The organism is Streptomyces sp. NPDC033229 (genome assembly GCF_055576875.1).
This window is the reverse complement of sequence record NZ_JBVIQR010000015.1, coordinates 1-12,529: the sequence shown is the minus strand read 5'-3', so window position 1 is coordinate 12,529 and position 12,529 is coordinate 1. Positions and strand designations below refer to the sequence as shown.

General features: G+C 71.3%; 10 protein-coding genes and 1 rRNA gene. 3 read left to right on the top strand and 8 right to left on the bottom strand.

The features are described from left to right. Positions 1-272 precede the first annotated feature (272 nt). Together ACZ53N_RS15510 and ACZ53N_RS15505 are read left to right on the top strand one after the other, a co-directional pair. Positions 273-866, top strand: a complete 594-nt coding sequence (locus tag ACZ53N_RS15510; RefSeq protein ID WP_469141370.1) for a GNAT family N-acetyltransferase — start codon at positions 273-275, stop codon at positions 864-866. Between the two features lie 44 nt (positions 867-910). Further along, the gene (locus ACZ53N_RS15505) at positions 911-2,116 is read left to right on the top strand and encodes a winged helix-turn-helix domain-containing protein (RefSeq protein WP_469141369.1); all 1,206 of its coding nucleotides are present in this window, start codon (positions 911-913) and stop codon (positions 2,114-2,116) included. 177 nt (positions 2,117-2,293) lie between these two features. On the opposite strand, the gene ACZ53N_RS15500 is transcribed toward ACZ53N_RS15505, so the two are convergent. The 7 genes from ACZ53N_RS15500 to mtnA all read right to left on the bottom strand — a co-directional run bounded on the left by ACZ53N_RS15500 (position 2,294) and on the right by mtnA (position 10,782). Beyond that, the gene (locus ACZ53N_RS15500) at positions 2,294-3,037 is read right to left on the bottom strand and encodes a response regulator (protein WP_130878134.1); all 744 of its coding nucleotides are present in this window, start codon (positions 3,035-3,037) and stop codon (positions 2,294-2,296) included. A gap of 229 nt (positions 3,038-3,266) precedes the next feature. After that, positions 3,267-3,950 carry a ribosome hibernation-promoting factor, HPF/YfiA family gene (gene hpf / locus ACZ53N_RS15495; protein ID WP_469141368.1) on the bottom strand — a complete coding sequence of 228 codons (684 nt, stop codon included), beginning with the start codon at positions 3,948-3,950 and terminating at the stop codon, positions 3,267-3,269. 248 nt (positions 3,951-4,198) lie between these two features. After that, complete coding sequence (locus ACZ53N_RS15490) at positions 4,199-5,002, bottom strand: ComF family protein (RefSeq protein WP_469141367.1); 804 nt, start codon at positions 5,000-5,002, stop codon at positions 4,199-4,201. A 111-nt stretch (positions 5,003-5,113) separates the two neighbouring features. Further along, complete coding sequence (locus ACZ53N_RS15485; RefSeq protein WP_469141366.1) at positions 5,114-6,952, bottom strand: LpqB family beta-propeller domain-containing protein; 1,839 nt, start codon at positions 6,950-6,952, stop codon at positions 5,114-5,116. A gap of 11 nt (positions 6,953-6,963) precedes the next feature. After that, on the bottom strand, positions 6,964-8,949 hold the full coding sequence (mtrB, locus tag ACZ53N_RS15480; protein WP_469141365.1) for an MtrAB system histidine kinase MtrB: 1,986 nt from the start codon (positions 8,947-8,949) through the stop codon (positions 6,964-6,966). Between the two features lies 1 nt (position 8,950). Then, positions 8,951-9,628: a two-component system response regulator MtrA gene (gene mtrA / locus ACZ53N_RS15475; protein WP_130878137.1), complete on the bottom strand. Its 678-nt coding sequence runs from the start codon at positions 9,626-9,628 to the stop codon at positions 8,951-8,953. After that, positions 9,625-10,782 carry an S-methyl-5-thioribose-1-phosphate isomerase gene (gene mtnA, locus ACZ53N_RS15470; protein WP_469141364.1) on the bottom strand — a complete coding sequence of 386 codons (1,158 nt, stop codon included), beginning with the start codon at positions 10,780-10,782 and terminating at the stop codon, positions 9,625-9,627. Before mtnA ends, mtrA begins: the two co-directional genes overlap by 4 nt. A 188-nt stretch (positions 10,783-10,970) precedes the next feature. Here mtnA and ACZ53N_RS15465 point away from each other — a divergent pair, with 188 nt between their 5' ends. Continuing rightward, on the top strand, positions 10,971-12,230 hold the full coding sequence (locus tag ACZ53N_RS15465) for a DUF7847 domain-containing protein (protein ID WP_469141363.1): 1,260 nt from the start codon (positions 10,971-10,973) through the stop codon (positions 12,228-12,230). Between the two features lie 208 nt (positions 12,231-12,438). On the opposite strand, the gene rrf is transcribed toward ACZ53N_RS15465, so the two are convergent. Beyond that, positions 12,439-12,529, bottom strand: a 5S ribosomal RNA gene (gene rrf, locus ACZ53N_RS15460); the annotation flags it as partial.

The following is a 12,529-nucleotide window of genomic DNA, read 5'->3' as shown; positions in this document are numbered from 1 at the left end:
GTGCGCGGGCACGACGGGACAGTCCCCGCCGCAACGGTCATCGTAAGCGAGGACCCCACCGCGCCGGGAGGTCCGTCAGCACGTAAACCGGGCATCACCCGCACAGTGAACGAACGGCCCGGCTCGAAGGTGCCGGTGCGGTGACATTTCGGGGCGCCCCGCCGACGCGGGGCCCGCCTGTGGTAAGCGGCCCGGTACGGGTGCGGCAGGCGGGTCGGCGCAGCCGGGGCAAAAGAGTCGCACCGGACCGGCCGACCGTTCACACTCCCCCCATGGAGCCCATAAACCTCACCACCGAGCGGCTGGTGCTGCGCCCCTTCGCCCCCGCCGACCGGGACGCCGTCCACGCCGCCTGCCAGGACCCGGACATCCCGCGCTACACCAGCGTGCCCTCCCCGTACACCGCCGAGGACGCCCGCACCTTCATCGAGGAGACCGCCCCGGACGGCTGGCGGGACGACAGCATGTACACGTTCGGTCTCTTCACGCGCGAGGACGACCGGCTGGTGGGTTCGATGTGTCTGGTGCGGCTCGCCCAGCTGCGCACCCCCGAGCGGCAGGCCGAGCTCGGTTACTGGACCGCGAAGGAACAGCGCGGCTGCGGCTACACCACCGAGGCGGCCCGCGAGGTGATCCGCTGGGCCTTCGAGGAGCTCGGCGTCGAGCGGCTGGAGTGGTACGCGGAGGCCGGGAACGAGGGATCGCGCGGGGTCGCCCTGAAGGCCGGATTCACGATGGAGGGCACGATGCGCTCCAAGATCGTCTACAACGGCACCCGCCGCGACGCCTGGGTCGGCTCGCTGCTGCCCTCCGACCTCGAACTGCCCACGCAAGCCCCCTACCTGCCCTTTCCCGAGCGCGGCTGACCACTCGCGCGGCGTTGTCAGTGGCCGGGCCTAGGGTGATCGCCATGACAACCGGTACGACAACTGCCGCCGCGTCCAAGGCCCCTACGGCCGAAGCGCGACTGTCCGCCGAGGAGGCCCGGCGCATGGCGCTGCGCGCCCAGGGCCTGCTCGGCGCCCCGGACCGCCGGGCGGGGGTGCGCGGCGTGCTGCGGCACCTCGGGGCGGTACAGCTGGACACGATTTCGGTGCTGGCCCGCTCGCACGAGCTGGTGCCGTACGCACGGCTGGGCGCGGTGGGCCGCGCGGCGGTCGAGTCGGCGTACTGGACCGGCGACCACGCCTTCGAGTACTGGTCGCACGCGGCCTGCGTCCTGCCCGTCGAGGAGTGGCCGCACTTCGCCTTCCGGCGCCGGGCCATGAAGGCGCGCGGCCACCGCTGGCACGTGATGCAGGATTCCGAGCGCTCGTGCGCGGCCGTCCGGGACCGCCTCCGGGCCGACGGCCCCCTGACGGCAACGGAATTGGGCGGCGCCAAGAACGGCGGCGAGTGGTACGACTGGTCCGAGACGAAGATCGCGGTGGAGTGGCTGCTGGACACCGGCGAGGTGGTCTGCACCCGGCGGCGCGGCTGGAAGCGGGTGTACGACCTGGCCGAGCGGGCGGTGCCGGACGCCCTCCTGCACGACGACATCGACGACACCGAGTGCACCCGGCGCCTGGTCACCCAGGCCGGTGCCGCGATGGGGGTGGCCACCCGGGCCGACCTGGCGGACTACCACCGGCTCAAGGGCGAGCAGGTGGACGCGGTCATAGCCGATACGGGCCTGGTGCCGGTGGAGGTGGAGGGCTGGTCGAAGCCGGCGTGGGCTCACCCGGCGGCGCTGGCCGGCGAGTCCGCGTCCAAGGGGGGCCGGCACCGTACGACGCTGCTCTCGCCGTTCGACTCGCTGATCTGGGACCGGCTGCGCACCGAGCGGATCTTCGGTTTCACCCACCGGCTCGAGGCGTACGTGCCCAAGCCGAAGCGGGTGCACGGTTATTTCGCGATGCCGCTGCTGGCGGGCGGCCGGCTGCTCGGGCGGGTGGACCCGGCCCGCGAGGGCACCACTCTGGTGGCCCGGCAGGTCTCGCTCGACGGGCCCAGGGCGGTGGCCCCGATGGCGCGGGCGCTCCGGGAGGCGGCCGAGTGGGTCGGCTGTGACACTGTGCGGATCGAGCGCTGCGACGACGCGAAGCTGGCGACGGCACTGGTCGCTGCGCTGGCCTGAGGGGGCCACCGAGGATCCGGACGGGATGCTGTGCTTCGTCCTCAAACGCCCGACGGGCTGGTTTCGACTGGGCTGAGCCACAACCAGCCCGCTGGGGGCACCTCCCAGCGGTAGCCGGGGGAGTTTGAGGGCACCGCCGCGCAGCGGTGGTGCCCCCCGTGATCCGCCGGACAGGTCCTAGCGGATCTCGAGGATCTTCTCCCGCATCGCGTAGACCACCGCCTCCATCCTGGAGTGCAGCTGCAGCTTCTCCAGGATGTTGCGGACATGGTTCTTCACGGTGTTCTCGCTGATGAACAACTCCTTGGCGATGTCACGGTTGTTCATCCCGGTGGCGACGAGCTTCAGCACCTCCAGCTCACGGTCGGTGAGCCGCGGCGCCGGCACCAGCCGGCGCTCGTCCGTCCGCTGGATCATCGACTTGAACTCGGTCAGCAGCTTGGACGCCATCGACGGGCTGATCTGCGACTGGCCGTCCGCGACCGCGCGGATCGCGGTCGCCACCTCATCGGTGGAGATCTCCTTGAGGAGATAACCCGTCGCCCCGGCCTTGATCGCGTCGTAGAGGTCGGCTTCCTCGTCGCTGATCGTCAGCATGATGATCTTGGCGCTGGGGGCCACTTCCTTGATGGAGGTACAGGCCTCGATGCCACCGCGCTTGGGCATCCGTACATCCATCAGCACGATGTCCGGCAGCAGATCGGCAGCCTTGTCCACCGCCTCCGCACCGTCCCCCGCCTCGCCCACGACCTGGATGTCCTCCTCGTGGAAGAGGACGATCTCCAGACCCCGTCGGAAGAGCGCGTGGTCGTCCACGACCAGGACCCTGATCGGCTCGGCGCGGGCGGGGTTCCGCTCCGCCCGGGCGCCCTCGTCGTCGTCCTCGCCGGGCACGAGTACGGGACCGAACCTGTCCGCCATCGTTCCTCCCCCTGAAGGCCGTGGCCCCTCGCGGATGCAACAGTGCTGCGCCGAGCCAACCGGTTTCGGCGGACCGGCGGTTGGCCGCTCGGCCATGATTTCATGCCGAGGCCGCCGAGAGGCGCTTCTGAGGACGCAGGTTGATGCCCCCGACAAGCGCTGCGGCGCTTCGAGGGCATCAACGCGAAGGGCTACGACTCACGGCGCGCGGCGCCGGAGGCGGCCGAGGTCAGCCGCCGAGCGAACCGCCCGCGCCACCGGGCTCCTCGGAGAACGGGTCGGCGTTGAGGTGGATGACGCCGTAGTCGTAGGCGTGCCGCCGGTAGACGACACTGGGCATCTTGGTGTCGGAGTCGACGAACAGATAGAAGTCGTGGCCGACCAACTCCATCTCGTAGAGCGCCTGGTCGAGGGTCATCGGGGCTGCGGCATGGGTCTTCTCGCGGACCACGAGAGGCCCTTCGCCCTGGACCTCCAGGGGACCGATGCGCGTGACCGGCACCTTGTTCGCCGACTGATCGACGACGAGCTCGCCGTTGTCGGTGAGCTCCGCGGCGCCGACGGTCACCGCTACATCGCTGGCCGGGATCCGTCCGTTGCCCCGGCGGGTGTGACGCTTGTCGTTCTGCTTGCGCAGTCGCGCTTCCAGCTTGCTCGTGGCCAGGTCGAGCGCGGCGTAGGGATCCGACGACGACGCTTCCGCCCGGATCACCGGGCCGCGGGAACGGACCGTGATTTCCACACGGTCGGAGCGGTCGGCCTGCCTCGGGTTGGGCTCCTTGGACACCTCTACGTCGAGGCTGATCACCTTGCCGTCCAGCTTCTGGATCTTGTCCAGCTTCAGCTTCTCGGCCACGTGCTTGCGAAAGCGCTCGGGCACCTCTGTCTTACGGCCCTTGACGACGATGTCCACGCAGAACTCCGTTCCCGGATCGCCCCGCCGAAGGTGCGGAGCGCATCCCTCTTGCATCAGACCCCGGGGATACCCGGAGCCACCGACTCGGCGGTTTCACCTCCTCCTCCCCCATCGACAAGATCTACACCTCATCGACTTCAAGCTTCTGCGAAAGCACGCAAAGCGCGCCATTCGGAGATAAGAGGCATAGAGCTTGCCCTTCCTCACAACCGAACATATCTCGCCCGGACGCCCGTCGGTACCCCTTACCGGGCCGTACCTCCATTCAGGTGTTTCCCCGCTGTTTCCCCGGGGAACGTCGCAGCGCCACCCGGGGTTCCACCGGGATCCGGGCCGGGGACGAACGCCCGCTCCGGGGCCGCGACCACCGCGGCCCCCAGCACCCGGCCTCCCGACGCGGAGACCGCCCGCGCGGCCTCCACCAGCGAGGACCCGGTCGTCATGAGGTCGTCCACCAACACCACCGGCCCTCCGACGCGCCACAGCTGCTTCACTCCCCCGGCTACCCCCAGGGCGCCCGACACATTCACCCATCTCTGCACGGCGTCGAGACCCGACTGATCGGCGACGGTCCGCCGCTGCCGCAGCACCGCCGCCACCCGGACGGGCTGCCCGGCGCTCCGCAGCACCCGCCCGGCCGCCAGGGCGAGCCGTCGCCCCGCGTCATGCCCGCGTCCCGCGACCGCCCGCCGCGAAGAAGGCACCGGCACGAGCAGCAACGGGCCACTCCCGCCCCGCGTGCCCCACCACCCGGCCTCTTGCCCGACCGCCCGCACCGCGCCCGCCAGCGCGGCGCCCAGCGGCTCCGCCAGCTCCAGCGCCCCCCGCTCCTTGTGCGCGAGCAGCACGGACCGCACCCGGTCCGCGTAGACCGCGGCGGCCCGCACGGGTGGCAGCCCCACCGGCACCGGATCGGGCCACACCCTGCGGGTGCCCCGGCCGTACAGCTGTCGGCGGCACTCCTCGCACACCACGGACCGCGGCTGACCACACCCCGCGCAGTGGACCGGCAGCACCAGCCCGGTGATCTCTCGCCACCATCCGCGCATACCTCAACTGTCCCGCCCCGGGACCGCCCCTGCCACCCCTGTGGAAAACCCGCTGTGGATCACGGGCCGACAGCGCCGTGGATCACGAGCACCGCGGCGTGGCGGCCGGTCCTACCCCGGGTAGACCGGCGCCGACCCGTCCTTGGCCACCCAGTTCCAGTTCATGTCCGGCAGCAGGCGGACGATCCCGTCCTCCCGCTCCGCGACCACCCCGGGCGCCTTCTTCGCATTGCCCGGAACGGTCGGGTTCCCCGGGGCCGCGATGCCCCGCACACCCGTGATGCCGGGCAGCGCCGCGGAGTTCGACCGCGATCCGTCCGTCTCGATGTACAGCAACTGCTGCAGGCCGTTCCGCTCGTTGCCCGCCACCAGCAGCCGGCTGCCGCCCGCCCAGGACACGGCGTCGACCTCCTCCAGCTTCGGCGCCACGGAGCGCAGTTCCTGCACGGACAGGCTCGGCCGCCCGCCGCTCATCCGCCGCTCGACCCGTCCGAGCTTCAAGGTCTTGCGGTCACCCTTCGAGACCAGCAGCGCGATCCGCACCCCGTCCGCCGCGACCCGCAGCCCCGTGATGCGCTCGCCGTCGAGCTTGGGCACCCGGACCTCCTCCGGCGCGCCCGTGCCACCGGGCAGCCGCAGCAGCCGCGGCCGGTCGGGGTCCTGGTCGGCGACCCACAGATCACCCAGCCCGTCCCAGCTCGGCGCCGTCAGCCCCGCCGCCGACCGCGAGGTCACCCGGGCCTCGCCCAAAGCGGCACCGTGCTGCATCTGCGCGACGTACAGCGACTGCCCGTTGGCGGCCACACCGGCCGCGCGGCTCTCGCCGCGGTCCACCGCCACCGATTTCAGGTTGACGGAGCCCTCGGCGCCGAACGGACCGGCCACGCGCGACGGCGTCTTCTCGCCGTCGCTGAGGCTCACCATCCGGTGCTGGGCGTCGAGGAAGTACTGCCGGTCGGCGCGCCCCACGGTCTGGTCCGGGGCGTAGCGCTCCAAAGCCTGCTCCCGCCCCAGCGAGCACATCTGGGTACCGCCCTTGGCGCGCTGCAGGGTGACGGTGCTGACCGAGGCCGACTCCTGGACGGTGTAGAAGAGCTGCGCCGCCATGCGCAGGCACTGCTCGCCGTTGATGCCCGCCGCCCGGTCCGTGAGCCGCACCTTGAGGGTGTTGGAATCGTCGAGCGAGAGCCGCTCGTCGGCCACCTTCGTGCCGGTCGGGAAGGCCGTCGCGGCGACCGGGTCGAGCCAGTTGGTCGGCCCGTCCAGAAGCGCCTTCACCGTGGAGGTCACCGGGTCTATCCGCTTGCGCAGATAGACGGGATCGGCGACGAGGACGTCACGAGGCGCCTTGCCGGGCCCCAGCTCGGCGAAGTAGTACTTATTGACCGGCCGGTATATGCGCTGGAAGTCGGACACACCGAGCACCAGCCCGGGCGGCAGGTCGTCGATGCGCCACTCGCCGTCCTCGCGCGCGACATGGATCGCCCTCTTGTACGGGCGCTCGTCCGGCTTGTACGCGTGCTTGGCGTCCACCTTGGCGACCTGCTTGCCGACCAGGGTGATCGTGTACTCCTCCTGGGCCCGGTCGCCGGTGCGCTCCACGTTCACCTGCGGCGGGTCGGACAGCACGATCGTCGACGTCGACGGGTCCCACCGCCGCTTCACGCCCTTGGACAGATACATCCGGGCCGTGTCGTAGTTCGGGTCGTCGCTGGTCGTCGCCTCGAGGAAGCCGGTCACCAGCTCCTGCGGCTGCTCGTGCTTGCGCGGCGCGACGCCGTACACCCGCACCTGGGAGTCGGCGTCGGCCCGCTGCGAGGAGTCCACCGGGTTCACATCGCCGCTGTCCGGCATCGACGCGCAGCCGGCCAGCAGCGCGCCGCTGAGCCCCAGCGCGAGGAGGCCCGCCGCCGAGCCCGGCCGCCCCCGGCCATCGCTCTTAGCGCCCACGCGCCCGCCCCTCACGTCCTGCTCCGGTCCTGCGGGCCACTGCCCGCGGCGTTGTCGTTGCGCGCCCCGGCCGGGCGCGTCACCACCCGGGCACCGCTGCCGGGCAGCGCCGTCGGGTCGGCGGCCGGCCGGACGTTGCGCGTCTGGGCCGGCACGGCGGCGGGCAGCGGCGCGGGACCGGGCACGCCCCGGCCCGAGGCGGCCAGCGGCACCCCGGACTCGTTCAGCCCGCGGTTGCGCCGCGAGTCCTCCGGCTCCAGCGGGATCGGGGAGCCGCGCAGCGAGTCCCCCGCCGTACGCGGCAGCGTCAGACGGAACTGCGAGCCACCGCCCGGCTCGCCCCACGCCTGGAGCCAGCCGCCGTGCAGCCGCGCGTCCTCCACGGCGATGGACAACCCGAGACCGGTGCCCCCGGTCGTACGGGCACGGGCGGGGTCCGCCCGCCAGAAGCGGTTGAAGACCCGGGTCGCCTCGCCGGGCTTGAGGCCCACGCCGTAGTCGCGCACCGCGACCGCGACCGCGCCACCGGCGACGGCGAGCCGCACCACGACGTCCCGGCCGTCACCGTGCTCCACGGCATTGACCACGAGGTTGCGCAGTACCCGCTCCACGCGCCGGGCGTCCGCCTCCGCGATCACCGGCTGTTCGGCGCCCCGCACGAGCAGCCGACTGCCCTTGCGGTCGGCGAGCGGCAGCGCCGCGTCGACCACTCGGTTCACCACGTCGCGCAGGTCCACGGGCTCGGCCTCCAGCGCCGCCGCGCCCGCGTCGAACCGGCTGATCTCCAGCAGATCGGACAGCAGCGACTCGAAACGGTCGACCTGCCCGTACAGCAGCTCCGCCGAGCGCGCGGTGATCGGGTCGAAGTCCTCCCGCGCCTCGTGGATGACCTCCGCGGCCATCCGTACGGTCGTCAGCGGCGTCCGCAGCTCGTGCGAGACGTCCGAGACGAACCGCCGCTGCATCCGCGACAGCTCCTCCAGCTGCTGGATCTTGACCTGGAGGGTCTGCGCCATCTTGTTGAAGGCTTCACCCAGACGGGCGATGTCGTCCTCGCCGGTGACCTTCATGCGCTCCTGGAGCACACCCGCCGCGAGCCGCTCGGAGATCCCCGCGGCCATCCGTACGGGCGTGACGATCTGCCGCACGACGAGCCAGGCGATGGCACCGAGCAGCACCACGACGAACACCCCGGCGGTCGCCAGCGTGGTCTTCACCAGCGTCAGCGACTTCTCCTCCTGGGTGAACGGGAAGAGGTAGTAGAGCTGGTACGGCTTGCCGTTGACGTCATAGAGCCGCTTGCCGACCGCCAGCGCCGGCGCCCCCTCGTCCGAGGAGTTGCGCTTGATCGACGCGGGCGTCTCGAACGCACCGTTCGCGCTGTCCACCTTGCGGCGCAGCTCGGCGGGCACGCTCTGCTCGGGGTCGATGTCACCCGAGGCACGCGGCCCGCGCGTGCCCACGGACGTGGTGTCGGTGGCGTCCGCGCTGAGCGCCACCACGTGATAGACGCCCTGCCCGCCACTGGCGAGCTGCTGCACCAGCTGGGTCAGCCAGGCCCCGGAGTCCGGGAGCCCGCGGCCACCGGCCTGTGCGGCGTCCTGGCTACGGTCGGCAGCCGCGTCGGCGGCGTCGCGCGCCGCCTTGAAACCGCCCTCGGCCTGGCTCATCGACGCGTGCCGCTTGGCGTCCAGCAGACCGTTGCGCATCTGGCCGATGACGACGACGCCGAGCAGCAGGACCACGCCCAGCGACATCAGCAGGGTGGTGGCGACCACCCGCACCTGGATGTTGCGCCGCCACAGCCGCATGGCGGGCAGCAGCGGCTGCCGCACCCACCGCACGTACAGCCTCAGCACCGGATGCACCGGCCCCGCGGCCGCGCCGTCGGGCAGCAGCCGCGCGGCACGCCACAGCCGGCGGAAGAAAGATATGCCGCCCGTCGAATCGACGGGCCGCCCCGCGCCCCGCTCCGGGGCGGCACCGTTGCCCGACATGTCAGCTCGGCCCGGCCTTGTAGCCCACACCGCGCACGGTCACCACGATCTCCGGCCGCTCCGGGTCCTTCTCGACCTTGGAGCGCAGCCGCTGCACGTGCACATTGACCAGCCGCGTGTCCGCCGCGTGGCGGTAGCCCCACACCTGCTCCAGGAGCACCTCACGGGTGAACACCTGCCACGGCTTGCGGGCCAGCGCGACGAGGAGGTCGAACTCCAGCGGCGTCAGCGCGATCGGCTGACCGTCGCGCTTGACCGAGTGCCCGGCCACGTCGATGACCAGGTCCCCGATCGCCAGCTGTTCCGGCGCCGGCTCCTCCGACCTGCGCAGCCTCGCCCTGATCCGGGCCACCAGCTCCTTCGGCTTGAACGGCTTGACGATGTAATCGTCCGCCCCGGACTCAAGTCCGACCACGACATCGACCGTGTCACTCTTCGCGGTCAACATCACGATCGGCACGCCGGACTCGGACCGGATCAGCCTGCACACCTCAATGCCGTCCCGACCGGGCAGCATCAGATCGAGCAAAACAAGATCCGGTTTGGTCTCACGAAAAGCAGCGAGTGCCTTGTCGCCATCAGCTACAAACGACGGCTCGAAACCCTCACCACGCAGCACAATGCCGAGCATCTCGGCCAGTGCGGTGTCGTCGTCGACGACAAGGACGCGTCCCTTCATATCGACATCATCCCATTACCTGATCGTGACCTGGCACACAGCTCCGCGAGACCAGCCTCCGTGACCGGCGAAACAACCCCGTTTTCCGTGACAATTGCAGTCACCAACTCGGGCGGTGTGATATCGAACGCAGGGTTGTAGGCCTGCGTCCCGAGGGGTGCGATCAGCACCCCCGAACCCGCCTCTTCCCCGGCCCCGGGCACCTGCGGCACGGCGAACTCCGTCACCTCGTGCCCCGGCCGCTGCTCCACCTCGATCGCGGCGCCCTCCGGGGTATTGAGATCGACCGTCGTGATCGGCGCGACGACGATGAACGGCACATGGTGATAGCGGGCCAGTACAGCCAGCGGATAGCTGCCCACCTTGTTGGCCACCGAACCGTCGGCCGTGATCCGGTCCGCGCCGATCAGTACCGCGTCCACCTCGCCCGCCGCGAACAGCGAACCCGCCGCGTTGTCCGTCAGCAGCGTGTACGCCATCCCGGCCCGCGCCGCCTCGTACGCTGTCAGCCGTGCCCCCTGCAGCAGGGGTCGCGTCTCGTCCACCCACAGGCGCCTCAGCTGCCCCGCCCGGTGCACGGCACCGGCCACCGCCAGCGCCGTCCCCTCGCCCCCGGACACCAGGGCGCCCGTATTGCAGTGGGTGAGGATCTGCAGGCCACCGCCCGGCAGCAGCTCCGTCAGCAGCGCCAGACCGTGCGCCGCCATCAGCTCACTGGCCCGCGCGTCCTCCCGGTGCAGCGCCCGGGCCGTCTCCAGGGCCGCCGCGGCGGCCCCCGTCACGTCCGCGCCGCCCTTGAGCGCCCCGCGATAGGCCGCCAGGCCCCTGTGCACCCCGTACGCCAGGTTGACGGCCGTGGGGCGCGCGTGGGCCAGCAGCTCGGCGGCTTCGTCCACGTCGAAGCCCCGCACGGCCGCGAGCGCCACTCCGTACGCCCCCGCGATACCGAGCAGCGGCGCACCCCGCACGGCGAGCGTGCGTATCGCCTCCACCAGCGCGGGAACGTCGGTGCACACCAGCTCGATCTCCTCGGCGGGCAGCCGTCGCTGGTCCAGCAGCACCAGCACGGGCCCTTCCGGGGGCTCCTCCCAGCGCAGTGCGGGAGTCAGTGAGGACGGCGCGGGGTCCGCGGGTACCGCGTACTGATCAGCCATTGGTCCAGTCTGCCCCGCACACCCCGACTAATGAAGGTCTCCCTTGGGTCTCTCCCCCTTACGAGCCGACGTACAGGCCGATGTACGCCGGCATACGAGCCCCTCGCCGTCCGGGGCCCGCGTGACACGATGACGGGCAATCGCTCGCCGCCGCACCGGCGAACGGGCACCGAGAAGGAGCGACGACCATGAACGACTCTCCGGGCCGTACCCCGCCCGGGCCTCCCCCCTCCGACGAGCAGGCCGGCGGCGTTCCCGCCCAGTCCGCCCCCGCGGACGACCAGGCCGTCCGCACAGAAGAGCCGGCCACCCGGGCGGAGGAGGCCACACCCGCCGCTCAGTGGGCCCCGGAGCAGCCGCCCAGGGGCCAGTGGTCCACCCCCTCCGCGGATTCCCCGCCCGCGCCCCGCCGCGCCGCCAGGGCTCGGGCCGAGAGCGACACCGGCTCCACAGGTCAGTACGGGCCCGGCCAGGGCTCCTGGGGCGCAAACCAATGGGCACCGATCCCGCCCGCGCCCCGGCCCGGCGTGATCCCGCTGCGCCCCCTGGGCGTCGGCGAGATCCTGGAGGGCTCGTTCGGCACCCTGCGCAGGCACTGGCGGACGGCCCTCGGCATCTCCCTGGCGGTGGCGGTCACCACCCAGGCCGTGACGACCGTGGTCACCGGGGTGTGGTTCCGCGACAACCCGGGCTTCGAGTACCTCGACAACCCGGCCTCGGCGACCCCCGGGGAGACCCTGGACGCCATAGGTGAGAGCCTGCCCGGCACGGGGCTCACGACGCTCGTCAGCCTGCTGGGCTCGATCATCGCCACGGCGTTGCTGACGGTCGTCGTCAGCCGGGCGGTACTGGGCCGGTCGACCTCGGTCGGCGATGCCTGGCGGAGTGCCCGCCCGCAGTTGCTCCGGCTGAGCGGTCTGCTCTTCCTGCTGCCGGCCCTCATCGTCGGTGTCTTCGGCGTGGCGGTCGCCCCCGGCCTCCTGATCTCGGCGGCGGGAGCGAAGGCCGTGGGCGTGGGCGTCGCCCTGTTCGGCAGCCTGGCCGGAATGGCGGGAGCGGCGTGGCTCTGGGTTCAGTTCAGCCTGGCCGCACCGGCGTTGATGCTGGAAAGGCAGGGTGTCATCGCGTCGCTGCGCCGATCCGCGAAGCTGGTGCGCGGGTCCTGGTGGCGAATCTTCGGCGTGCAGCTACTGGCCGTATTCCTGGTATTCGTGGTGGCGACAGTTATCGGCATTCCGGTCGGCATCATTGAAATGATCTTCACGGGTGAGAGCGTCACTTCCGGCACCATCGGCTGGAGCACTTTGATCATCTCCGGCGTCGCGGCGATCATCAGCACGACGCTGATGGCGCCGATCACGGCCGGTGTGACGGCGTTGCTTTATCTGGATCAGCGCATCCGTCGCGAATCCCTCGACGTCGAGCTGGCGCAGGCCGCCTCGAAGTAATTCGGATTCGTTCGGTTCCGTTCGGTCCGAAGCTTCGCATCCGGCGCATCCCGTCGCGTTTCCCCGGGCCTGGGCCCTGGCCCGGGGAAACGGAGGGGCGGGGGGAGCGGGGGAAGCCCGAAAACAGCCCGGAAACGAAAAAAGCCCGGAAACGCAGAATAGCCCCCGCAGGAACCAAATGGTTCCCACAGGGGCTACTCTAAAAATTGTTCGGCGGCGTCCTACTCTCCCACACGGTCCCCCATGCAGTACCATCGGCGCTGAAAGGCTTAGCTTCCGGGTTCGGAATGTAACCGGGC